This is a genomic window from Streptomyces malachitofuscus, from assembly GCF_055571035.1.
On record NZ_JBVIGA010000009.1, the window covers coordinates 235,362 to 258,474 of the forward strand.

The window sequence follows — 23,113 nt, forward strand, 5'->3', positions numbered from 1 at the left end:
TGCTACGAGATGAGCGTCCAGCATCGTTGCGTCCATGAGCAGCGTCACCGCGACCACCACCGCACCGGGCCCGGCCGGTACCGCCCAGGACAGCCCCCGCCCCCGTCTGGACTGGCGGCTGCGTTTCGGCGCCCTGTCCCTGATCTGGGGATTCAGCTTCCTTCTCATCAAGGTCGGCACCCAGGGCTACGCCCCGTTCCAGGTCACCTTCGGACGGCTGGCCTTCGGGACCGCCGTCCTCGCCGTCGCGATGGCGGTACGTCGGGAGCGGTTGCCGCGCGGTGCCCGCACCTGGGGTCATCTGGCGGTCGCCGGGTTCCTGCTGAACGCCCTGCCCTTCTCGCTGTTCGCCTTCGCGGAACTGACCATCCCGTCCACCCTGGCCGGCATCTGCAACGCCACGTCGCCGCTGTGGGGGATGGCGCTGTCCCTGGTGGCCCTGTCCGAGGACCGGCCGACCCGGGTGCGGGTGGCGGGGCTCGGCCTGGGCTTCCTGGGGGTGCTGACCGTGTTGGGCGCCTGGCAGGGCTTCCAGGGCCTGGACGCCCGGGGCACCGCGCTGGCCCTGCTGGCCTCGCTGAGCTACCCCGTCGGCTGGATCTACGTCCGTCGCACCCTGGCGGGCAGCAGCCACTCGAACCTGTCCCTGACCGGGGGTCAGCTGCTGCTCGCCACCGTCCAACTGGCCGTGGTGACCCCGCTGTTCACCTCCCTGCCGACCTCGTTCGCCGTGGGGCCGCTGCTGGCGATCGCCGCACTGGGCACGCTCGGCACGGGCCTCGCCGTGCTCATCCAGTACGGCCTGGTCGCCGAGGTCGGTCCGACGACCGGACAGATGGTCACCTACTTCGTCCCGGTGATCGCCGCCGCGGCCGGCATCGCACTCCTCGGCGAAACCCTGACCTGGTCCACACCGGTGGGCGCAGCGATCGTACTGGCCGGCGCAGCACTGACCCAGGTGCGACCGAAGCAGCCGTAGCACCGCAACTGCGGGTCATCGCGTGCCGGCACAACGGGGGGGGGCGATTGTGCCCTCCAGTGCCTTTGAGGGGGCCTGGGAGGTCCCCCCAGGGCGATGAAGGTCCCCCCGCAATCGCCGGGCTGCGCACCACCCCCGCCCCGGAAGCCAACAGGCACGGCCTCAGACATACGTCCGCATGGGCTCCCCGTCCGCCCCCCCGACCGCCGCCGCGATCGCCTCCGCCACCACCCCCACCTCGTCCTCCCCCAGCCCCGACACCGTCACCCGAATCCCCGGCGCCGCCCGCATCCGAAACCGCGCCCCCGGCGCCACCGCCCACCCCGCATGCAGCAACCGCGCCACCACCCCTGTCTCATCCGGCACCGGCACCCACACGTTCATCCCGCTCACCCCGCGCGCCGCGATCCCACGCCCCGCCAGCGCCGAGATCAACGCCTCACGCCGCCGCCCGTACCGCGCTGCCACCGCCGCCGGATCCACCGCCCCCTCGCTCCACAGCCGCGCCACCGCCCGCTGCACGATCCGGCTCACCCAGCCCGGCCCGAGCCGCTGCCGTCCCCGCACCCGGTCGAGCGTGACCGGATCCCCCGTGAGCACCGCGAGCCGCAGATCGGGGCCGTACGCCTTGGCCGCCGAGCGGACGAAGGCCCAGCTCCGGGTGACCCCGGCCAAGGGGTGGAGCGGGAGGTTCACGATGTGGTGCCCGTGATCGTCCTCGATCAGCAGCGTCTCCGGGTGCCCGGCGAGCACCGACCGCAGCTCACGGGCGCGTGCGGCGCTCAGTGCGGCCCCCGTCGGATTCTGCGCGCGGTCGGTGACGATCAGCGCCCGCGCACCGCCCGCCAGCGCCCGGCGCACGTCGTCGGGCAGCGGGCCCTCGTCGTCGACGCCGACGGGGACGGTCCGCAGCCCGAGCGCCGGGACCAGGTCCAGCAGACTCCCCCACCCGGGGTCCTCCACCGCGACGGCGTCCCCGGGTTTGAGGTGAGCCATGAGCACCCGCTCCAGCGCGTCCAGCGCACCCGAGGTGACGGCGACGGGGCCGTCGGGTACGCCGTCGGCGTCCAGTCCCGCCCGGGCCAGACGCGCCAGCTCGGGCTCCACGGGCGCCTGCCCGTAGAGCACCGGCTCGCGGTCGCCCTGGGCGGCCGCCGCGGCGAAGGCCCCGGCGAGAGCGGGCAGCAGCGCCGGATCCGGGTTGCCCTCGGACAGGTTCCGCACGCCCGGCGGCACTTCCACCCGGATGAGATCCCGCACGGTCGTGGCCGGCTTGGGCCGCACCCGGCTCCCCCGCCGGCCCGCGGTCTCGATGACCCCGCGCTCCCGCAGGGTCCGGTAGGCGGCGGCGACGGTGTTCGGATTCACCCCGAGCCGTTCGGCCAGCTCCCGTAGCGGAGGAAGGAGCTCCCCCGGCTGCAGCGCGCCGTCCCCGACCGCCCGCTCGATGCTCGCGGAGATCTCCGCTGCGCGCCGCCCACTGATCCGATACTCTCCTAGCACAAAGCCAATTATGCACTAGTGCAATGGAGAGCGCCATGCAGGGGACCCCGCCGCAGCAGCGGCCCGCCGCCACCTACCCGCCCACCGAGCGCACCGTCCCCACCCGCTCCCCCGACCGGGCCGCGTACGACAAGGAGTTGGTGCACGCCATACTCGACGAGGGTTACGTCTGCCATCTCGGTTTCGTCCGGGACGGAGCGCCAGTGGTCCTGCCCACGCTGTACGGCCGGGTCGGCGAGGTCCTCTACGTCCACGGCTCGACCGGGTCGCGGCCGCTGCGGGCGGCGGGTCTGGCCGACCCGGGGCTTGCGGTGTGTCTGACCGTCACCCACGTCGACGGGCTGGTGCTGGCCCGCTCGGCGTTCCACCACTCGATCAACTACCGCTCCGTGGTGGTGCACGGCCTGGCCTACGACGTGACCGACCCCGAGGAGAAGCGGCGGGCGCTCGACGCGCTGGTCGACCATGTCGTACCGGGCCGCGCCGCCGACTCCCGCCCGGCCAACAAGAAGGAACTGGCCGCGACCGCGGTCATCCGCCTCGACCTGAACGAGGTCTCCGCCAAGCTCCGCACCGGCGGCGTCAACGACGAGCCGGAGGACCTGGCCCTGCCCCACTGGGCCGGAGTCGTTCCGCTGCGCAAGGGCTACGACACCCCGCTCGCCGACCCCGGGCTGGCCCCCGGCACCGAGCCGCCCGGCTACCTGGCGGCCCTGTGATGCTGATCCACCCCTGGGACGCGCCCCGCGACGACGACGAGTGGCAGCGGTGGCCGGCCACGCACGACTTCGGCCGGCTCGCGGTCAACGGTCCGCCCGGCGAACCGCCGTACGTCCAGCCGCTGCACTTCGCGTACGACGCCGTGCGCGGCGAGGCGGTCACCCACCTGGCGCGGCCGAACCCGATCTGGCCCGTCCTCGAGGCGCGCCCGGAGGTCGTGCTGAGCGTGGTCGACGACTACGTCTACGTGCCCGGCCCCTGGCAGGCCGAGCCCGGCACCCCGCCCGAGCACGGCGTCCCGACGAGCCTCTACGCCGCCGTTCAGCTGCGGTGCCGTGCCCACGTCGTGGACGATCCGGCCAAGAAGGCCGCGCTCCTGAACCGGCAGACGGGCCACTTCCAGCCGGAGGGCGGCTCCGCGCGGGCGGCGGCGGGCGAGGCCCCGTACGGGGGACTGCTGTCCGGGATCCGCGGTCTGCGGCTCGAAGTGACAGGCGTCCGCGCGAAGTTCAAGTACGCGGGCAAGCGTTCGGAGGCGGTCCGCGACCGGATCGCGTCCGGGCTGGCGGAGCGGGACGGCGCGCGTGACGCGCAGGCACGCGCGCACGTCCTGCGCCGGCGAGCGGTCTGATCCGCGAGGGCCCCTCCGGCGGGAAGGGCCCTTGCCCGGTCAGACGGGTACGGCCTCCGGCTCACTCCTGCGGGACCGCGCGTCCCGCGCCTCGCCCAGCGCGAGCCCCGCGACCGAGCCCAGCATCAGCAGGGTGCCGGCCAGGGTGCCCGTCGTGAGCCGCTCACCGAGCAGGGCGACCGCGAGCACCGCCGCGCTCACCGGTTCCAGCAACATGATCACGGACACGGTGGCCGACCGGACGACGGCGGCGCCGGCGAAGTAGAGGCCGTACGCGAGCGCCGTCGGTACGGAGGCGACGTACGCCAGCAGCCACAGCAGCGTGCCGGGGGCGTCGGTGTGCGGCATCAGCCCCTCGATCGCGGCGAAGGGCAGCAGCACCAGACTGGTGACGGCGAACGCCCCCACGGTCGTGCCGGAGGAGTCCGTGTCGCCGTCGCGTCCCCACCAGCGGGTGAGCAGGGTCATGGCCGAGTATCCGGCGGCGGACACCAGGGCGAGCACGACGCCCCACGCGTCCACGGTCGTCTCCCCGCCGCCCAGGACGAGCACGACGAGCCCGGCGAGCGCACCCGCGACGGCGGCCAGTCCGCCACGTCCCAGTCGCTCCCCCATGGTCAGCCGGGCGCCGAGCGCGATCAGCACGGGTCCGGCGCCGAGGGTGACCACGGTGGCCACGGCCAGGCCCGTGGCGGAGACGGCCGCGAAATAGGCGGTCTGGAAGATCGCGAGCCCGACCCCGGTGGCTCCGGCCCGCAGCGCCCTGCGGCCCGTCGGCTCGGGGACGGCGGGCCGCGAGCGACGGGACAGCGGCCGGACGGCGAGCAGCAGCACCAGGCCGACGGCGCAGCGCCAGAAGGACAGGGTGACGGGGCCCATGTCGCTGGTCCGGTAGACCAGCGACGCGGCCGCGCCCGCGGTGCCCCAGGCGGCACCGGCGACGATCAGATAGAGGAGGCCTCGCCCGACGGGCAGGCCGGAGACGGCGTTCGACACGTGTTCTCTCCGCAGATACACGCACCACGCGCATCGGCGCGGGTGCGGAAGTTCGGGAAGGGATCCCGGATCAGTGCCGGTCGGGACCGGAAGAGCGGGATCCGCGGACTTCGTCTGCGGGCAGCACCGTTACGCCCGGCGACCGGCCGGGCGGATGTACCGGAGGGCCCGCCTCAGGCGGCCGGAGGCGGAAGAACGAGCGCGCGCGCATGCATGATCAGCACCTTATGCCGTCGTTCCGGGCGTGGACAACTCACGTTCCGGCCCGCCACCGGCCACCGGTTTCCCGGAACCCTTCGCCGGGGCCGAGGACTGGGCGATGAAGGCACCCGCGAGGACCACCGCGCCGCCCGCGATCTGCGGTGCGGAGAGGTGCTCACCGAGCAGGACCCAGGCCAGCACGGTGGCGATGACCGCCTCCAGACAGGCCACGACACCCGCCACCTGCGGCGAGAGCCGGCGCACCGAGACCACCCCGGTGACGTACGCGGCCACCGTGGCGACGAGCACGATCCACCCCAGCAGCACGAAGGCGGCGACCGGCGTTCCGTCCATCTCCGCGCTGCCGGTGAGCACGGACCAGTCCATGGACCAGGGCCGGGCGACGACGGTCAGGACGGCGGCGCCGATCAGCAGCCCGTAGGCGATCACACCGAGCGGATCAGGGGCCTCGGCGGCGTCGCTGCCCTGGTCGGACAGGACGAAGTAGCCGACCTGGCAGCAGGCGGCACCGAGGGCGAGCAGCAGCCCCAGGACGTCGAACCCGAGGCCGGACCACACCTCCACGACACAGGCGAGGCCGCCCACCGCCAGGACCACGCCGGCCGCGGCGGCGCGGGTGACCGGCCGCCGCTGCACGAACCGCACCCAGCCGAGCACGAGCGCGGGCGCCAGATATTCGACCAGCAGCGCGACGCCGACGGGGATACGGGAGATGGCGGCGAAATAGCAGGCCTGGACGCCGGCCACGGCGAGCAGCCCGAATCCGGCGAGCAGCCCCGGCCTGCGGCGCAGCAGCCCCCGGTGGCGCACCGCCAGCGGCAGCACGACGAGCGCCGCGCCCGCGACGCGCAGCCATACGACGTGGAGCGGGTCGAGGCCCGCCTCGATCAGCGGCTTGGCGGCGACACCGGATCCCCCGAAGGCCACGGCGGACAGCAGCGCGAGACCGAGTCCGACGCCCCTTCCACCGTGGTTCCGGGTAGTGACAGTGGTAGGCACCGGCACATGATGACAGGCGCCGACAGGAGCGTCACCCCCTATGGCACCTGTCTCACCGACTGGACGGCGCCTCGAGCCGGGTGAACAGTGCGCGAGGGTCGATTCCGGCGCGTTCGAGCACCTCGGCGGCGCGCGCCTGCGGGTCCGCGACCAGCGCGGCGAGCAGATCCGCTCCGCGCGCCGGCCCTTCGCCGTCGCGGGCGGCGCGCGCATGGGCGTACTCCATGCAGCCCGCGGCAAGCGGGGAGAAGCCCGCCGCCTCCGTCACCACCGGGACGCTTCCCGAGTCCTCCACGGCGCCCTGCCAGCGCAGGCCGTAGCCGATGCTCCGCTGGACCAGGTAGCCGAGCAGCCGCGCGACGCGCGGCCCTTCGCCGAGGAGCGACCTCACCTCGGCGTCGGACTCGAGGAGCGAGTGCAGCAGATGGGCGGTGTCGATCTGACCGTCCCCGTCCCGGACGGCCCTGCGACGGGCACCGGCGACCACGGCTGCCAGCTCGGCACTGAGCCTGGCATCGCTGTCGGCGCGGTGGACGCCCTGCTCCTGGAGCTCGTGGGCCTGCTGCCGGGGGATACGGGGTTGCACATCCCCCACCCCATCAGTCCCCCGCCACCGGGACATCCCCGGCGGGAAGCATCTTGGCGTCCCACGGGAAGTGGACGCCCGGGCCGGAATCTCCTCCTTGCGAAGGAGATCAGGGCGTTTTACGCCGAAGGGCGCGCGCCGGTTTGCGTCACGCCCCTCGTCTCGTGCGGTTCCCGCCGGAGGTGCTCGTCAGCCCTCGTCAGTCCTCGTCGGCGAGGATCAGGTACAGCTTCTTGCGCGCCTCGTTGATGACGGCGAGGGCCTTCTCGCGCTGCTCCTTGCTGCCGGTCTTCCACACCTGGCCGAAGGCCTCCATCAGGCCGAAGCCGGCCTGCCGGATCTCGCTCAGCGCCTCCCAGTCGACCCCGCGCGAGGCCTCCTCCCAGGGAGCCTCGGGGCCTTCCCCGGCCGCCGTGCGACCGGCTTCGGTGAGGGAGAACAGCTTCTTGCCGCCCTCCGACTCGCTGATGATCAGCCCCTCGTCCTCCAACAGCTGAAGGGTCGGGTACACCGAACCGGGGCTGGGCTTCCACGCCCCGCCGCTGCGCTCGGCGATCTCCTGGATCATCTCGTAGCCGTGCATGGGGCGGTCCTTCAGCAGGGCGAGGATCGAGGCCCGCACGTCACCGCGCCGTGCCCTTCCCCTGGGTCCGCCGCGCCCTCGCCCGCCCCACGGGCCGCCATGCCCGAAGCCGGGGCCGAAGGGGCCGCCGGGACCGCCCGGGCCCCCCGGGCCGAAGGGACCGAAGGCCGCGCGCAGCCTCTCGAAGTCGCCCCGACCTCCCCGCGGGCCCCCGTGACCGTGTCCGTGCTCGTGTCCATGGGTACGCATCGCAACCACTCCATTCCATCGTTGATCTGTCGCGATGCTTCAACGATATATCGGGAACGTACTTACGGCAACGGTTTCGGCGACCCAAGGGCCCGCGGCAACCGGTCCAGCCGTCGCCGATTGGCCTTGGCCTGCGGCTTCCCGCGGCCCGTAACGTCGGGCCATGCGGATTCGAATCGTCGACGCCTTCACCGACCGGCCCTTCGCCGGCAACCCCGCCGGAGTGCTGCTCCTCGACGCCTTCCCGGACGACGGCCGGCTGCAGAGCATCGCCTTGGAGGTCAACCACGCCGAGACGGCCTTCGCCCACCCGCTCCCCGGCGGCGGCGAGGCCGACTGGGCGCTGCGCTGGTTCACCCCCGCCACCGAGGTCGCGATGTGCGGCCACGCGACGCTGGCCACCGCGCACGTCCTGCACAGCACCGGCGCCCACCAGGGACCGGTCCGGTTCGCCACTCACAGCGGCGTTCTCATCGCCACGCCCGGCGACGACGGCGCCGTCACCCTGGACTTCCCCACCGCTCCGCTCACCGCGGTCGACATCCCGGCGGGCGTCGCCGAGGCGCTGGGGGCCGAGCCCCGTACGGCGTTCGACACCGGCCCGAACATCGGGGACCTGCTGGTCGAGGTCGCCGACGAGCGGACGGTGCACCGGCTGCGGCCCGACCTCAAGGCCCTGGCCGCCCACTCCCGGCGCGGTGTCATCGCGACCGCCCGCGCCGAGAACCCCGCCCTCGGGTACGACTTCGTCTCCCGCTGCTTCTTCCCCAACGTCGGCATCGACGAGGACCCGGTCACCGGCAGCGCGCACACCGCGCTGGCCCCCTACTGGTCCGAGCGTCTCGGCCGCAGTGCCCTCACCGGACTCCAGGCCTCACCGCGTACCGGCCGTGTCCGCACGGAGGTACGCGGCGAGCGCACGCTGCTCGGCGGACGGGCCGTGACGGTCATCGAGGGCGATCTGCTCGTCTGACCCCGGCACGGCGAAGGGGCGTACGACAATGGCCGTACGCCCCTTCGCCGCCAGTTCACGCCGTCGGCAGCCAGTCCACCTTGCCGGCCAGCAGCGCGTATCCCACGAACGCGCCGATGTCGAGCAGCGTGTGCGCGACCACCAGCGGTCCGACGCGGCCCCAGCGCCGGTAGAGGTACACGAACACCACGCCCATGACCATGTTCCCGATGAAGCCGCCGATGCCCTGGTAGAGGTGGTACGAACCGCGCAGCACCGCACTGCCGGCCATCGCGGCGCCCGGTGTCCACCCCAACTGGTTGAGCCGGCGCAGCAGGTAGCCGACGACGATGACCTCTTCGAGGATGGAGTTCTGCAGCGCCGAAAGGATCAGCACGGGGTACTTCCACCACACTTCGGGCAGCGCCTCCGGCACCACGGTGAGGTTGAAGCCCAGGCCTCGGGCGGCAAGGTAGAAGGCGATGCCGCTGCTGCCGATGACCGCGGCCACCGCCGCTCCGCGGCCGAGGTCGAACCAGGGGCGGGTCCGGTCGAAACCGAGGACCCGCAGCCCGACGCCCTCACGCAGCAGGAAGTGCGCGACCAGCGCGACCGGCACGAGCGCCGTGGCGATCCCGAAGAGCTGCCAGGCCAGGTCCAGCCAGGGGCGGCCCGGCGCGGCCGAGGCGTTGAGGGTGGCCGCCTGGTCCTTCAGTCCGCCCGGTTCGGTGACCGAGCCGACAAAGCTGATCAGCGCGGACACTCCGCTCGCGCCGAGCGACAGCGCGAGCACCAGCAGCGTCTCGTTGCGCAGCGTCGTCCGCGACAGTCTCCGCTCGGGAAGGGAATCGGCCCCCGGGCCCGCCTCCGCCTGCACACCTGCCTCCACATCGCCGATCGGTCAGATCAGTATGAGGGCAGCGGCTGTGGGCCCGGCCGGGGGGCCGCTCCGCGGGTCAGGCGGTGGGCACCGGTTCCGGCAGGCCCACCGGCCAGGTGTGCACGGGATCCCCCTGTTGCGTCAGCTCGCGGTAGCGGCGGGTGGTGGCGGCCAGGGCGGCCTCCCGGCCGAGTCCCATGTCCAGGGCGCGGTGGAAGGTCGCGGCCTGCCACGTGGCCCCGTTGACCCGCCGCCGGCACCGCTCCTCGATCACCCCGAGGTACAGGTCGCGGTCGGCGGGCTCGATCCCCCACGCGTCCAGCCCGGCCTCGGCGAGCGGCAGCAGTTCGTCCCGTACGAGGGTGACCGCGTCCACCTCGCCCAGACCGCCCAGGCGACCGCGCCGCGGCCAGCTGAGGCGGGCGTCGATGCCGTATTTGCAGGCGGCGTCGAAGTTGCCGGCGGCGGCCTCGAAGGGCAGCCGGGTCCACACCGGCCGGCTGTCCTCGGCGAGGGCGCGGACCACTCCGTAGTAGAAGGCCGCGTTGGCGATGACGTCCGTGATGGTGGGCCCGGCGGGCAGCACACGGTTCTCCACACGCAGGTGGGGCACGCCGTCGGCGATGCCGTAGACGGGACGGTTCCAGCGGTAGACGGTGCCGTTGTGCAGGACCAGTTCGGCGAGCGAGGGGACGCCACCCCGGTCCAGCACCTCGAGCGGGTCCTCGTCGTCGCAGATGGGCAGCAGGGCCGGGTAGTAGCGCAGATTCTCCTCGAAGAGGTCGAACGCCGAGGTCACCCACCGCTCCCCGAACCAGGTGCGCGGCCGCACGCCCTGGGTCTGCAGTTCGGGCGGGCGGGTGTCGGTGGACTGCTGGAACAGCGGGGGCCGGGACTCGCGCCACAGTTCCCGGCCGAACAGGAACGGCGAGTTGGCGCCGACGGCGATCTGCGCGGCGGCCACGGCCTGGGCCGCGTTCCACACGCTCGCGAAGCGCTCCGGGGTGACCTGGAGGTGCAGCTGCACCGAGGTGCAGGCGGCCTCGGGGGCGATGGACTTGGAGGTGCAGGTGAGCCGCTCCACACCGTCGATGTCGAGGGTGAAGTCCTCTCCGCGCGCGGCCACGATCTGATCGTTGAGCAATGCGTAGCGGTCCACGTCGGAAAGGTTCGAGGAGACCAGATCGTCCCGGTCCAGCGTCGGCAGGATGCCGATCATCATGATGCCCGCGTCGAGCTCACCGGCCTTTCGGTCGGCATATGCGAGCGAGGTCCGCAGTTCCTCGTCGAGCCGGTCGAATACCCGCCCGCCCAATCGATGGGGAGCGATGTTCACTTCCAGATTGAACATCGCGAGTTCCGTCTGGAAGTCCCGGCTGGCGATCCGTTCAAGGACTTGCGCATTCAACATTTTCGGCATGCCGTCGGCGCCCGCGAGATTCAATTCGATCTCCAGCCCCATGAGGTTCTTGGGACGGTCGAACCGCTTCTCCGCCAGCAGTCGCTCCAGACCCGTCAGACACCTGCGGAGCTTCTCGCGGTAGCGCTGGCGATCGGACAGGTCGAACTGACCTGCCACGACCTTCTCCCCCATCGAAGCGTCCCTCCTCGGATGGGCGGACCGAAGAACGGCCGCCGGGGTCCCGGTTCACAAGGGAGGATGCCCCGCGGATGCGATCGATAACGTCCCGGACCGGCCCGTCGGCCGCTACTCTCTCCATGGTGACCTGTGGCACATTCCCTAGGCATGGCCCGGACGCCCGTAGCGCGGCGGTTACAAGCTCGTGAAAAACGCCGACGAGAATTGGCCGACCGCTCGGCAGCCATTATTCGAGGTCATCGGCGTACACCCTGCCCGGAATCGGGATGATTTTCGCGTTTCACCGGCCAGAAGTACCCTTGTTCTCCCGGCCGAAAACGGTTAGACGAAACATAGTCCGAACACGCGTCGTATAAACTTCGCCCACAAGGCAGAAGGTTGGCGCCCACGGTCGAGCGATCCAGCCGGGAGAAGGCGTGCGGCAGTCCACGGCCCCGTCTCCCGCGTTCGGACCCCGGTCCCCACCTCTCTGACCTTCGCGAGCTGACAGCGCCGTCCGCCCCGCCACGCCCCGCCCTCGCGCCACCGTGCCTTCGAATGAGAGGCGACCCACCATGCCGCTGCATGTCCCCCCGGCTCCCGCGCCCGCACTGCGTTCCGTCCTGACCGCGCTCTCCTCACCGACCGCGGTCAGCGAGGCACGAACTCCCTCGCTGCTCGGTGCCCAGGGACCCGCCTCACCCGAGCTCCCCCTTCCCGTGCACGTCCTGGACCAGGTCACCGCCGACGGCGGGACCGCGACACGGCTGGCCGGGTGGCGTTTCCTGATCCGCACCGGCGACCGTGCGGTGGCCGCCGCGGACACCGTGCTCACCGCCGACGGATGGGCCTTCTCCCGCTTCTTCGAAGGTCCCTACATCACGTCCACCGAGCTGGCGCTGCGCCAGGCCGAGGCCCTGCCCCAGCCCTACCAGCCGCGGCTGCTGTCGGTGCCCGGCCTCTACATGCTGACCCTCTGGCTGCACAGCGATCCCACGGCGGACGGCGCGGGCGGCGACCCCGCCCCCACCGATCTGCTCGTCCCGCTCGCCCCGGCACCGCCCGGCATCGCGGCCCACCGTCCGCACCGGGTCACCGAGCTGCTTCCGGTGCTGACGCACCGGGCGACCCCGACCCGGCTGCTCGGCTCACCCGCCTGACGTCGCTCGACCGTGTACCCCGCTGCCCGGGAGGCCGGACAGCGGGGTACACCCATGCCGGGGCGGCGGGCCGCACACAGGGACTAGCCCTTTCCGGCCACAGCGAACCACCCGAAGTGACAGTGCAGTTGAGATGAACCGTCCGCGTGGGTGATGCGTCATCAACCTGTGAGGAGCGGTGCCGCGAAATCCCTGCGGATCGTCGTCCGTGGGGCAACACTGGTTTCCGACCGACTTATCACAACGGGGGGCGGTCATGAACGAAGCTTCACGCCGCGGAACTGAATCAACAGCCGACTCACAGGTCACCACCGAGCGAGAGATCCCACCCATGTGCCAGCACCAGCCACCGTGCCCCTCAGCCGACTCCGCCGACCGGGAATCCGCCCGTCTCGTGGCGCACCACCCGGAGCAGGGCTGGAGCCTGCTGTGCAACGGTGTCGTGCTCTTCGAGGACACCGGTGAGCTCCTGCCCGACGGCAGGATCATCGCCCCGCAGCGCCCCCGGGATGTCAGCCTCACCACCGCCTGAGCACGACCGGGCGGGAACGGGGACCGCCCGGGAGGAACAGGGGCCGGCCCGCAGGATTTCCTGCGAACCGGCCCCGACGCATGTCCGGAGGTGATCACTCACCGTAGTCCCGCACGCGGAGCGGGGTGACCCGCGCGCGCTCTCCGCGATCATCCTCCCTGAATGCCTTCCCACGGGAGCCCTCTTTCCGGAAGACTCCTGGAAGTTTCACGGGTTTCCGTCACAGGGGAGGGCACGTGGCAGCACAAGAGGCCGACGCCGAGGGCAGAGTCACGATCACGGAGATCGCCCGGCAGGCCGGCGTCTCGGTACCGACCGTCTCCCGTGTCGTCAACGGCCGCTCCGACGTCTCCCCGCGGACCCGCGCCCGGGTCGAGGACCTGCTGCGCCGCCACGGCTACCGCAAGCGCCCCAGTTCTTCCGCCTCCCGCGCGGTCCTGCTCGACCTGGTCTTCAACGACCTCGGCAGCCCTTGGGCCGTGGAGATCATCCGAGGAGTCGAGGAGGCCGCCCACGCGGCCGGGGCGGGCACGGTGGTGTCGGCGATCCGCGGCCGTTCGGGCAACGCCCGGGAGTGGACACGCAACCTGCGGGCGCGCGCGTCCGACGGCGTCATCCTGGTGACCTCCGCGATGAACACCCTGCACGAGGAGTTGCGGATCCTGGGCGTCCCGCTGGTCGTCGTCGACCCGGCCGGCTCCCCCGCCGCGGACGTGCCGACCATCGGCGCCGCGAACTGGTCGGGAGGCATGGCCGCCACCGAACACCTGCTGGCCCTCGGCCACCGCAGGATCGGGCTGATCGCCGGGCCGACGCGCCTGCTCTGCGCACGGGCGCGGCTCGACGGCTACCGGGCGGCGCTCGAAGGCGCCGGTATCACGCCCGACCCGTCGCTGATCGTCCCCGGCGACTTCCGCCCGGAGGCCGGCTTCGCCGGCTGCAACGCCCTGCTGGACCTGCCGGAGCCGCCGAGTGCGGTGTTCGCGGCCAGCGACCAGATGGCTCTGGGAGCCGTCGAGGCCCTGCGCGGACGGGGGCTGAGGGTCCCGGAGGACATGAGCGTGGTCGGCTTCGACGACCTCCCGGAGGTGCGCTGGTCGGCCCCGCCGCTGACCACGGTCCGCCAGCCCCTCTCCGACATGGGCGGACTCGCCGTCCGCACGGTGCTCCGCCTCAGCCATGGCGAACAGCCGGACTCGCCCCGCGTGGAACTGGGTACGGAGCTCGTCGTCCGGTCCAGTACGGCGGCGCCCGCCGACCGGGGCTGACCGGTCAGGGCCACGTCGCCCCGGGCCTCGCGGCCCCCGCCCCGCGGCCTAGGGTGAGCGGCATGCAGTCCTACACGATCGGCCAGGCAGCGAGGCTGCTCGGAGTGAGCCCGGACACCGCCCGCCGCTGGGCCGACGCGGGCCGCATCGTCACCCATCGCGACGACGGCGGACGGCGCCTCATCGACGGGCGGGACCTGGCCGCCTTCTCCGTGGAACTCGCCAAGGCGGCCAGCGCCGAGGAGGAGACCCCGTACACCTCCGCACGCAACGCCTTTCCGGGCATCGTCACGGCGATCAAGCTCGGCGATGTCGCCGCCCAGGTCGAGATCCAGGCCGGGCCGCACCGTCTCGTCTCCCTGCTCACCCGCGAGGCCGTGGAGGAACTGGGTCTCGAAGTCGGCACGGAGGCCACCGCGCGGGTGAAGTCGACAAACGTCCATATCGACCGCACCTGAACGAGGAGCACGCCTGCCGGAACGCACATGCGAGCTCACTCACCCCTTTACCTTGCTCATGCGATGAGACAGAGGGCTTCTACCTGGCACATGCGCCGGTATGATCGGCGTGTCGGAAGGAGTTCCGCGGGACCCCTTCGCCCAGCCGCCGAGGGAGTGCTCCGAGATGACCCGATCCGCTCACTGGACACGCCGGTCCCACCGGATCGGTGCGCTCGGGGCCGGCGCCGTCCTCGCGCTGGGCGCCTGCTCCGCGTCCGGCTCGGACTCCGTCTCCGGGACGGGCGGAGAAGGCGTGAGCGGCACGGTCACGGTGTTCGCGGCCGCCTCGCTGAAGGAGAGCTTCACAGAGCTCGGCGAGCGGTTCGAGAAGGAGCACCCCGGCACCCGGGTCACCTTCAACTTCAGCGGCAGCGACACCCTCGCGGCGGGCATCGCCAACGGCGCTCCGGCCGACGTGTTCGCGGCGGCCGACACCAGGACGATGAAGCGCGCCGCGGACCGGGGACTCACGGCCGGCAGCCCGAGCACGTTCGTCCGCAACCGACTGGAGATCGCCACCGCGCCGGGCAACCCGCACGGCATCGACTCCCTCCGGGACCTGACCGCTCCCGGCCTGAAGGTCGTGCTGTGCGACACGACGGTCCCCTGCGGCGCCGCCGCGCGGACCGCACTCACGGCCGGCGGCGTCAAGCTGTCCCCCGCTTCCTATGAGCAGGACGTCAAGAGCGCCCTGACGAAGGTCCGGCTGAAGGAGGCGGACGCCGCCGTCGTGTACCGCACGGATGTGCAGGCCGCCGGTGACAAGGTGGAGGGCGTGGAGTTCCCGGAGTCCGCCGAGGCCGTCAACGACTATCCCATCGCCCGGCTCGACGACGCGCCCAACCCCGAGGCCGCGAAGGCGTTCGTGACACTGGTGACGTCTCCGGAGGGCCGGAAGGTGCTGGGCGCGGCCGGGTTCCTCGCGCCATGAGCACGCGCCGGGAAGCTGCCCGGAAGCCCCGTGACCGCGCCCCCGGCCACGGTGTCCCTCTCGCCCTCCTCCTGCCCGCCCTGCTCGGCCTGGCGTTCCTCCTGGTGCCTCTGCTCGCCCTGCTCCTGCGCGCCCCCTGGCGCAGCCTCCCGGAGCAGCTGACCAGCCCGGAGGTGTGGGAGGCGCTGCGCCTGTCGCTGCTGTGCGCCACGACGGCGACCGCGCTGAGCCTGGTCGTCGGCGTCCCGCTGGCCTGGCTGCTGGCCCGCACCGACTTCCCCGGCCGGGGCCTGGTCCGCGCCCTGGTGACACTTCCGCTCGTCCTGCCTCCGGTGGTGGGCGGCGTCGCCCTGCTGCTCGCGCTGGGCCGCAACGGCGTCGTCGGCCAGTGGCTCGACGCCTGGTTCGGCATCACCCTGCCGTTCACCACCACGGGCGTCGTCCTCGCCGAGACGTTCGTGGCGATGCCCTTCCTCGTCATCAGCGTCGAGGGCACGCTACGGGCCGCCGACCCGCGCTTCGAGGAGGCGGCCGCCACGCTGGGCGCCTCCCGCTTCACCGCCTTCCGCCGGGTCACGCTGCCGCTGGTCGCCCCCGGCATCGCGGCCGGTGCGGTCCTCGCCTGGGCCCGCGCCCTCGGCGAGTTCGGCGCCACGATCACCTTCGCCGGGAACTTCCCCGGCCGCACCCAGACCATGCCGCTGGCGGTCTACCTCGCCCTGCAGAACGACCCGGCCGCCGCGATCGCGCTCAGCCTGGTCCTGCTGGCGGTGTCCGTCGCCGTACTGGCCGGGCTGCGGGACCGCTGGATGAGGGCCGTCTGAGACCATGCCGAAGCATCCCGAGACCGCGCACTCCGGACCCGTGCCCGCCGCCGGGCTGGACGCGCGGCTCGTCGTGGAGCGCGGCTCCTTCCGCCTCGACATGGCGCTGACCGCCGCGCCCGGCGACGTCGTCGCCCTGCTGGGCCCGAACGGCGCCGGCAAGACGACGGCCCTGCGCGCCCTGGCGGGCCTCGCTCCCCTGGCCGCGGGTCACCTGCGGCTCGACGGCACCGACCTGCACCGGACGGCGCCGGAGTCACGTCCGGTGGGCGTCGTCTTCCAGGACTACCTGCTCTTCCCGCATCTGACCGCCCTGGACAACGTGGCCTTCGGACCGCGCTGCAGGGGCGCCCGCAAGAGGGAGGCGCGGGCCGGTGCCGCCGAGTGGCTGGACCGCATGGGGCTGGCGGAGCAGGCCGGTACCAAGCCGCGGCACCTCTCCGGCGGACAGGCCCAGCGCGTGGCGCTCGCCCGCGCCCTGGCCACCCACCCCCGGCTGCTGCTCCTGGACGAACCGCTCGCCGCTCTGGACGCCCGCACCAGGCTGGAGGTGCGCGCACAGTTGCGCCGTCATCTGGCCGCCTTCGAGGCCGTCGCGGTCCTGGTCACGCACGACCCGCTGGACGCCATGGTGCTGGCCGACCGTCTGGTCGTCGTGGAGCGGGGCCGGATCGTGCAGGAGGGCACTCCGTCCGACATCGCCCGTCACCCGCGCACCGAGTACATCGCCCAGCTGGTCGGCCTCAACCTGTACCGCGGGCAGGCCGCCGGCCACACCGTACGGCTCGACGCGGGCCCGGCCGTCAGCACCACCGAGGACCTCTCCGGGCCGGCGTTCGTGGCGTTCCCGCCCGGCGCGGTGACGCTCCACCGGGAACGGCCCACCGGGTCCAGCGCCCGCAACCTGTGGCACTGCGCGGTCGCCGGGCTGGAGAGCCACGGGGACCAGATCCGCGCGGAGCTCACCGGGGAACTCTCCCTGGCCGCCGACCTCACCACGGTCGCCGCGGCCGAACTCGATCTGCATCCGGGCGCACCCGTCTGGGCGGCGGTCAAGGCCACACAGACACACGCGTATCCGGCCTGACGGGCCCCCGCGGCCGCACATGCCGAAGGGCCCCGCTCCGGCGTGGAGCGGGGCCCTTCGGCGCACGTCAGTCCTCGTAGGCGTCCAGCGGCGGGCAGGAGCAGACCAGGTTGCGGTCGCCGAAGGCCTGGTCGATCCGGCGGACCGGCGGCCAGTACTTGTCGGCGGCGCTCACCCCTGCCGGGAAGACGGCCTCCTCGCGGTCGTACGCGTGCTCCCACTCCCCGCCGAGCGCCGCGGCGGTGTGCGGGGCGTTGCGGAGCGGGTTGTCGTCCGCGGGCCACTCGCCGGAGCCGACCTTCTCGATCTCGGCGCGGATCGCGATCATCGTCTCGCAGAACCGGTCGAGTTCGGCCAGGTCCTCGGACTCGGTGGGCTCGATCATCAGGGTGCCGGCCACGGGGAACGACATCGTCGGGGCGTGGAAGCCGTAGTCGATCAGGCGCTTGGCCACGTCGTCCACGCTGACGCCGGTCGCCTTGGTCAGCGGGCGCAGGTCGATGATGCACTCGTGTGCGACCAGCCCGCCGGGTCCGGTGTAGAGCACCGGGTAGTGCGGCTCGAGACGCTTGGCGATGTAGTTGGCACTGAGCACGGCCACCTGCGTGGCCCGCTTCAGGCCCTCGCCGCCCATGAGCCGGACGTACGCCCAGGAGATGGGCAGGATGCCCGCAGAGCCCCACGGCGCCGCCGAGATGGGCCCCACGCCCGTCTCCGGCCCCGCCTCGGGCTGGAGCGGGTGGTTCGGCAGGTAGGGGGCGAGGTGCGCCCGCACGCCGACCGGGCCGACGCCGGGACCGCCGCCGCCGTGCGGGATGCAGAAGGTCTTGTGCAGGTTCAGGTGGGAGACATCGCCGCCGAAGTGGCCGGGCTTGGCCAGACCCACCAGCGCGTTGAGGTTGGCGCCGTCCACGTACACCTGGCCGCCGGCCTCGTGGACCTCGGCGCAGATGTCGGCGACGTGCTCCTCGAACACACCGTGCGTCGAGGGGTAGGTGATCATCAGCACGGCGAGCTCGTCGCGGTACTGCGCGATCTTGGCCCGCAGGTCCGCGACGTCGACCTCGCCGTCGTCGGACGTCTTCACGACGACGACCTTCATGCCGGCCATCACGGCGCTCGCCGCGTTGGTGCCGTGCGCGGAGGACGGGATGAGACAGATGGTGCGCTGCTCGTCGCCGTTGGCCCGGTGGTAGCCGCGTACCGCGAGCAGGCCGGCCAGCTCGCCCTGGGAGCCCGCGTTGGGCTGGAGGGAGACCGTGTCGTAGCCGGTGACCTCGGCGAGACGCTCCTCCAGCTCGCGGATGAGCGTGAGGTAGCCCTGAGCCTGCTCGGCGGGCACGAACGGGTGCAGCTGCCCGAACTCGGGCCAGGTGACCGGCTCCATCTCCGTGGTCGCGTTGAGCTTCATGGTGCAGGAGCCCAGCGGGATCATGCCGCGGTCCAGCGCGTAGTCGCGGTCGGCGAGCCGGCGCAGATAGCGCAGCATCGCCGTCTCCGAGCGGTGCTGGTGGAAGACGGGGTGCGTCAGGTACTCGTCGGTGCGCAGCAGGGCGTCCGGCAGCGCGTCCCGCGCGGCCGCGTCCAGCGCCTCGACGTCTCCTTCGACACCGAAGGCGCTCCACACGGCGGCCAGCCGGTCCCGGGTGGTGGTCTCGTCGCAGGCGATCGAGACCAGGTCGCCGTCGACGAGGCGCAGGTTGACGCCGTTGTCGCGGGCGGCGGCGACAACCTCGGCAGCCCGCCCGGGGACGCGCACGGTCAGCGTGTCGAAGTAGGAGCCGTGCACGATCTCGGCTCCGCCGGCCCGCAGCCCCTCGGCGAGGACCGTGGCGTACCGGTGGGTGCGCCGGGCTATCAGCCGCAGACCCTCCGGGCCGTGGTAGACGGCGTACATCCCGGCCATGACGGCGAGCAGCACCTGGGCGGTGCAGATGTTGCTGGTGGCCTTCTCGCGGCGGATGTGCTGCTCACGGGTCTGGAGGGCGAGACGGTAGGCCTTGTGCCCGTCGGCGTCGACGGAGACGCCGACGAGCCGCCCGGGCAGGCTGCGTGCCATCTTCTCCTGCACGGCCATGTAGCCGGCGTGCGGTCCGCCGAAGCCCATCGGCACACCGAAGCGCTGCGTCGTGCCGACGGCGATGTCCGCGCCCAGCTCACCGGGCGACTTCAGCAGGGTGAGGGCGAGCAGGTCGGCGGCGACGGTGACGAGCGCGCCCAGCTCGTGCGCCTGGTCGATCAGCGGCTTGATGTCGCGTACGGCACCGGAGGCGCCCGGGTACTGGATCAGTACGCCGTTGATGTCGCGCTCGGCGAGCTCGGCGGGGATGCCGTCGCTCAGGTCGGCGACGACGACCTCGACGCCGGTCGGCTCGGCGCGGGTCTCCATCACGGCGATCGTCTGCGGAAGGGCGTCCGCGTCGACCAGGAACAGGCCCTTCTTGTTCCTGCCCATGCGCCGGGACAGCGCCATCGCCTCGGCGGCGGCGGTGCCCTCGTCGAGCAGGGAGGCACCGGAGGTCGGCAGGCCGGTGAGCTCGGCGACCACGGTCTGGAAGTTCAGCAGCGCCTCGAGCCGGCCCTGGGAGATCTCGGGCTGGTACGGCGTGTACGCCGTGTACCAGGCGGGGTTCTCCATCACGTTGCGCAGGATGACGGGCGGGGTGAAGGTGCCGTAATACCCGAGACCGATCATGGAGCCGAGCACCTGGTTGCGGTCGGCCAGCTCACGCAGCTCGGCCAGCACCTCGGCCTCGCTCCGCGCACCCGGCAGGTCCAGCGCGTCGGCGTTCTTGATGACATCCGGCACGGCGGCGGCCGTCAGCTCGTCCAGCGAGCCGTACCCGACCTGGGCGAGCATCTTGGCCCGGGCCTCGTGGTCGGGGCCGATGTGGCGCTGCTCGAAGGGGATTCCCTGTTCGAGCTCGGAGAGCGGGGTGCGAGGGGCGGTCATTGAGGAGGCCTCCTGGTCCGACGACCTTCGAGGGGCACCACGGCGCAGGTGCCCGGACGGCCTCCCCCTCTGTCATCTCGACCTGAGAGCTTCACCGGACCGCCCGAAGGAATCCGGCTTTCACCGTCGGTGAGAGCGGAAGCCGTCGACACCCGCTCTGCTTTCCAGAGTGACCTCGTCCGTGCGGTACGTGTGCCTGAGAGATTCCGGGGAGGATTTGCTCCTTCGGCGCCTCCGATGGTGTCCGGAGGACTCTCCCGCACGGGGTCAGCGGCCGATTGCCAGGGTACCAGCGAGCACAGCACGGGGGCCTCGAGTGGCCGCACCGTCGATTGTGCCTTTTTGTAGTGCTTACGGATGAGTTTGCAACCAGTGGAGGGCCCGTGCAGACCGACATCGATCCGCGCCACCTGATCGGCCGCAAGGCGTTCGACCGCAACGGAACCAGGATCGGCACGATCGACGAGGTGTACCTCGACGACGCCACCGGTGTTCCCGAGTGGGCGGCGATACGCACCGGCCTGTTCAGCAGGGACGCCTTCGTCCCGCTGGAGCCCAGCGAACTGATCGACGGCGCCCTCCACGTGCCGTTCGAACGGGCTCTGATCAAGGACGCTCCCGACTTCGGCGTGGGCCGTCATCTCTCGCCCGAGCAGGAGCTCCAGCTCTACCACCACTACGGTCTGGACATCGCCGCCCCTCCGCCCCTTCCGGACCGCGACTTCGGCGACCTCGCGGGGAAGGACCATCAGGCCTGACCCGTCCCGCTCACCCGCTCTCCGGCCCGGCCCCTCCGCCCGCCTTCACGCCCTCGCCCTCCTCCGGTCCGCGTGACACCAGCGGCAGCGGCTCCGCCGGTTCCAGGGCCGGATCGTCGACGCGGAAGGTCTTCACCCGGCCCGGGCCCGAGTCGGGGGTCTCGAAGCGCACCGTGACCCGGCCCAGCCCGCTGCCCTGCACCCAGCCGTGGCCGTGCACGGCATGCCGTACGTCGTGTCCCGCGGGCCAGCGCCGCTCGGCGGGCGCCGGCCCCTCGGCGGCGGGCGCGGCCTCGGGTTCCTCGCGGACCGGATCCTCCTCGCGCCCGCCGGCGGCCTGCGCGAACAGGTCCTCCTGTGTGTAGTCGGCCAGTCCGCTGACCCCGACCCCCAGCAGACGCACCCCGCCCGTGGTGTCGACCGAGTCCAGCAGCCGTGCCGCCGCCTCCCGCACGACGGCCGGATCGTCGGTGGGCCCCCGCAGGGTCTCGGACCGGGTGAGCGTGGAGAAGTCGTACCGCCGCACCTTCAGCACGATGGTCCGGCCCGACAGGCCCGCCCCCCGCAGTCTGCGCACGCACCGGTCGGCGAGCCGCTGCACCTCCGTCCCCACCCGCACCCGGTCGTGGATGTCCACGTCGTAGGTGTCCTCGACCGACACCGACTTGGTCTCCCGCTCGGCCACCACGGGCCGCTCGTCCCGGGCCAGGGCCATGGCGAACAGCGCATGCCCATGCGCCTTGCCCAGCAGCCGTACGAGCTCGTCCTCCCCCGCCTCGGCGAGCTCGTCGACCGTGTGGATACCGGCCCGGCGCAGGTGGTCTCCCGTGGCCGGCCCCACGCCCGGCAGGGTGCGGACCGACAGCGGCCCCAGCAGCGCCCGCTCCGTCCCCGGCTCGATGAGTACCAGCCCGTCCGGCTTGGCCTGCTCCGACGCGATCTTCGCCAGCATCTTGGAGGCCGCCAGCCCCACCGACCCGGTGAGCCCCGTGACCTCCCGTATGTCCGCGCGGAGCTTGGCTCCGGCCAGGCGGGCCGACCGCTCGTCCCAGGCGGTGCCACCGGCCTCCAGGTCCACGAACGCCTCGTCCAGGCTGAGCGGCTCCACCAGGGGCGACAGGGCCCGCAGCAGCTTCATCACCTGCTCGCTGATCGACCGGTAGAGGGCGAACCGCGGCACCAGGTACGCGGCGTTCGGCGCGAGCCGCCGGGCCTGGGACATGGGCATCGCCGAGTGGACACCGAAGACCCGGGCCTCGTACGAGGCCGTGGCGACCACACCCCGGGGACCGAGCCCGCCCACGACGACGGCCTTCCCGCGCAGGCTCGGCTTGGACGCCTGCTCCACCGAGGCGAAGAAGGCATCCATGTCGAGATGCAGGATCGTGGGCGCGGATCTCACATGTCCGATGCTGCCCTACGCCACTGACATTGCCCTCTTCACTCAGGGGCTCTCAGACGGCCTTGTTGCGCCGGCGCGCCAGCTCGTCCATCGGGTTGTGGCCGACCAGGGTCTCGCCGGTGTCGATGCGCTCCCCGTGCAGCTGCGAGAGCGCGCTCTCGACGTCCCGCCACACCACGCCCACCGCGATGCCGAAGACGCCCTGGCCGCCCTGGAGCAGCGAGTGCACCTCGTCGGGCGAGGTGCACTCGTAGACCGTGGCTCCGTCGCTCATCAGCGTCATGCGCTCCAGGTCGCTGAAGCCGCGCTCGCGCAGATGCTGAACGGCGGTGCGGATGTTCTGCAGTGAGACACCGGTGTCCAGGAACCGCTTGACGATCTTCAGGACGACGACGTCGCGGAAGCTGTACAGCCGCTGTGTCCCCGACCCATGGGCCGGTCTCACACTGGGCTCGACCAGTCCGGTGCGGGCCCAGTAGTCGAGCTGCCGGTAGGTGATGCCGGCGGCCGCGCAGGCCGTGGGACCCCGGTAGCCGATCTCCTCGGACGCCATGGCCGCCGCCCCTCCGCCGTCCGGCACCGCCGTCGGCCACTGCGGAACGTGATCGATCGGGCTGCTCTGCACCGGATACGCCCCGCCCACGCGGAGCCGCGAGCTCTGGGGAGGATACGGCCCGCTCGCCCCGAAACCGGGTTCGGGGGCACCCCCAGCCGTACCGTCGCCGCTGCTTCTCACGCCGACCTCCGTCCTTGACCTGCCTCCTCGACGGTAGGCAGTCACCAAGGGTGCGTCAACGATCGCCACACTCGGCACGCCGA

Annotated in this window: 22 protein-coding genes and 1 riboswitch; of the genes, 12 read left to right on the forward strand and 10 right to left on the reverse strand. The window is 72.4% G+C overall.

From position 1 onward, the window contains the following. The first annotated feature begins 34 nt into the window (after positions 1–34). Positions 35–979 carry a DMT family transporter gene (locus tag ACZ44S_RS15950; RefSeq protein WP_466929105.1) on the forward strand — a complete coding sequence of 315 codons (945 nt, stop codon included), beginning with the start codon at positions 35–37 and terminating at the stop codon, positions 977–979. Between the two features lie 162 nt (positions 980–1,141). Here the strand turns inward: ACZ44S_RS15950 and ACZ44S_RS15955 are convergent, their stop codons facing one another. After that, complete coding sequence (locus ACZ44S_RS15955; RefSeq protein WP_466929107.1) at positions 1,142–2,482, reverse strand: aminotransferase class I/II-fold pyridoxal phosphate-dependent enzyme; 1,341 nt, start codon at positions 2,480–2,482, stop codon at positions 1,142–1,144. Between the two features lie 35 nt (positions 2,483–2,517). Between ACZ44S_RS15955 and ACZ44S_RS15960 the strand changes: the two genes are divergently transcribed. After that, entirely contained in the window at positions 2,518–3,201 is a 684-nt protein-coding gene (locus tag ACZ44S_RS15960; RefSeq protein ID WP_466929110.1) for a pyridoxamine 5'-phosphate oxidase family protein, read from the forward strand. Continuing rightward, on the forward strand, positions 3,201–3,833 hold the full coding sequence (locus tag ACZ44S_RS15965; protein WP_466929112.1) for an FMN-binding negative transcriptional regulator: 633 nt from the start codon (positions 3,201–3,203) through the stop codon (positions 3,831–3,833). Before ACZ44S_RS15960 ends, ACZ44S_RS15965 begins: the two co-directional genes overlap by 1 nt. A gap of 39 nt (positions 3,834–3,872) precedes the next feature. On the opposite strand, the gene ACZ44S_RS15970 is transcribed toward ACZ44S_RS15965, so the two are convergent. The 4 genes from ACZ44S_RS15970 to ACZ44S_RS15985 form a co-directional block, all read right to left on the reverse strand. Beyond that, positions 3,873–4,829 (reverse strand): DMT family transporter, encoded by a 957-nt coding sequence (locus tag ACZ44S_RS15970; protein ID WP_466929115.1) that lies wholly within the window; start codon positions 4,827–4,829, stop codon positions 3,873–3,875. Between the two features lie 225 nt (positions 4,830–5,054). Then, positions 5,055–6,056 carry an EamA family transporter gene (locus ACZ44S_RS15975; RefSeq protein WP_466929118.1) on the reverse strand — a complete coding sequence of 334 codons (1,002 nt, stop codon included), beginning with the start codon at positions 6,054–6,056 and terminating at the stop codon, positions 5,055–5,057. 46 nt (positions 6,057–6,102) lie between these two features. Continuing rightward, positions 6,103–6,636 (reverse strand): Clp protease N-terminal domain-containing protein, encoded by a 534-nt coding sequence (locus tag ACZ44S_RS15980; protein ID WP_466929120.1) that lies wholly within the window; start codon positions 6,634–6,636, stop codon positions 6,103–6,105. A 199-nt stretch (positions 6,637–6,835) separates the two neighbouring features. Then, positions 6,836–7,468, reverse strand: a complete 633-nt coding sequence (locus ACZ44S_RS15985) for a PadR family transcriptional regulator (RefSeq protein ID WP_466929122.1) — start codon at positions 7,466–7,468, stop codon at positions 6,836–6,838. 163 nt (positions 7,469–7,631) lie between these two features. Here ACZ44S_RS15985 and ACZ44S_RS15990 point away from each other — a divergent pair, with 163 nt between their 5' ends. Continuing rightward, positions 7,632–8,441, forward strand: a complete 810-nt coding sequence (locus ACZ44S_RS15990) for a PhzF family phenazine biosynthesis protein (protein WP_466929125.1) — start codon at positions 7,632–7,634, stop codon at positions 8,439–8,441. A gap of 55 nt (positions 8,442–8,496) precedes the next feature. Here the strand turns inward: ACZ44S_RS15990 and ACZ44S_RS15995 are convergent, their stop codons facing one another. Beyond that, complete coding sequence (locus ACZ44S_RS15995; protein ID WP_466929127.1) at positions 8,497–9,297, reverse strand: CPBP family intramembrane glutamic endopeptidase; 801 nt, start codon at positions 9,295–9,297, stop codon at positions 8,497–8,499. Positions 9,298–9,376: 79 nt separating this feature from the next. Further along, on the reverse strand, positions 9,377–10,894 hold the full coding sequence (locus ACZ44S_RS16000; protein ID WP_466929130.1) for a glutamate-cysteine ligase family protein: 1,518 nt from the start codon (positions 10,892–10,894) through the stop codon (positions 9,377–9,379). A gap of 560 nt (positions 10,895–11,454) precedes the next feature. Here ACZ44S_RS16000 and ACZ44S_RS16005 point away from each other — a divergent pair. The 7 genes from ACZ44S_RS16005 (at position 11,455) to ACZ44S_RS16035 (ending at position 17,181) form a co-directional block, all read left to right on the forward strand. Further along, positions 11,455–12,039, forward strand: a complete 585-nt coding sequence (locus ACZ44S_RS16005) for a hypothetical protein (protein ID WP_466929132.1) — start codon at positions 11,455–11,457, stop codon at positions 12,037–12,039. A 331-nt stretch (positions 12,040–12,370) separates the two neighbouring features. Beyond that, positions 12,371–12,571 (forward strand): DUF5999 family protein, encoded by a 201-nt coding sequence (locus ACZ44S_RS16010; protein ID WP_466929135.1) that lies wholly within the window; start codon positions 12,371–12,373, stop codon positions 12,569–12,571. Between the two features lie 236 nt (positions 12,572–12,807). Further along, complete coding sequence (locus ACZ44S_RS16015) at positions 12,808–13,839, forward strand: LacI family DNA-binding transcriptional regulator (protein WP_466929137.1); 1,032 nt, start codon at positions 12,808–12,810, stop codon at positions 13,837–13,839. A gap of 62 nt (positions 13,840–13,901) precedes the next feature. Continuing rightward, a complete protein-coding gene (locus ACZ44S_RS16020; protein ID WP_466929139.1) occupies positions 13,902–14,297 on the forward strand; it encodes a TOBE domain-containing protein in 396 nt (131 codons plus the stop codon). 166 nt (positions 14,298–14,463) lie between these two features. Continuing rightward, positions 14,464–15,270 carry a molybdate ABC transporter substrate-binding protein gene (gene modA, locus ACZ44S_RS16025; protein WP_466929142.1) on the forward strand — a complete coding sequence of 269 codons (807 nt, stop codon included), beginning with the start codon at positions 14,464–14,466 and terminating at the stop codon, positions 15,268–15,270. Beyond that, positions 15,267–16,094, forward strand: coding sequence for an ABC transporter permease (locus ACZ44S_RS16030; RefSeq protein WP_466929145.1), 828 nt, complete (start codon positions 15,267–15,269; stop codon positions 16,092–16,094). The genes modA and ACZ44S_RS16030 overlap by 4 nt, the downstream gene beginning before the upstream one ends. A 4-nt stretch (positions 16,095–16,098) precedes the next feature. After that, positions 16,099–17,181: an ABC transporter ATP-binding protein gene (locus tag ACZ44S_RS16035; RefSeq protein WP_466929147.1), complete on the forward strand. Its 1,083-nt coding sequence runs from the start codon at positions 16,099–16,101 to the stop codon at positions 17,179–17,181. A gap of 67 nt (positions 17,182–17,248) precedes the next feature. On the opposite strand, the gene gcvP is transcribed toward ACZ44S_RS16035, so the two are convergent. Continuing rightward, positions 17,249–20,134, reverse strand: a complete 2,886-nt coding sequence (gene gcvP / locus ACZ44S_RS16040) for an aminomethyl-transferring glycine dehydrogenase (protein WP_466929149.1) — start codon at positions 20,132–20,134, stop codon at positions 17,249–17,251. Between the two features lie 174 nt (positions 20,135–20,308). Further along, positions 20,309–20,404: riboswitch (glycine riboswitch) on the reverse strand. A 113-nt stretch (positions 20,405–20,517) separates the two neighbouring features. Here gcvP and ACZ44S_RS16045 point away from each other — a divergent pair. After that, entirely contained in the window at positions 20,518–20,892 is a 375-nt protein-coding gene (locus ACZ44S_RS16045; protein ID WP_190163725.1) for a PRC-barrel domain-containing protein, read from the forward strand. A 10-nt stretch (positions 20,893–20,902) separates the two neighbouring features. On the opposite strand, the gene ACZ44S_RS16050 is transcribed toward ACZ44S_RS16045, so the two are convergent. Both ACZ44S_RS16050 and ACZ44S_RS16055 read right to left on the reverse strand, forming a co-directional pair. Beyond that, the gene (locus tag ACZ44S_RS16050; protein ID WP_466929152.1) at positions 20,903–22,294 is read right to left on the reverse strand and encodes a DNA polymerase IV; all 1,392 of its coding nucleotides are present in this window, start codon (positions 22,292–22,294) and stop codon (positions 20,903–20,905) included. 52 nt (positions 22,295–22,346) lie between these two features. After that, the gene (locus ACZ44S_RS16055; RefSeq protein ID WP_466929155.1) at positions 22,347–23,030 is read right to left on the reverse strand and encodes a MerR family transcriptional regulator; all 684 of its coding nucleotides are present in this window, start codon (positions 23,028–23,030) and stop codon (positions 22,347–22,349) included. Between the last annotated feature and the right edge of the window lie 83 nt (positions 23,031–23,113).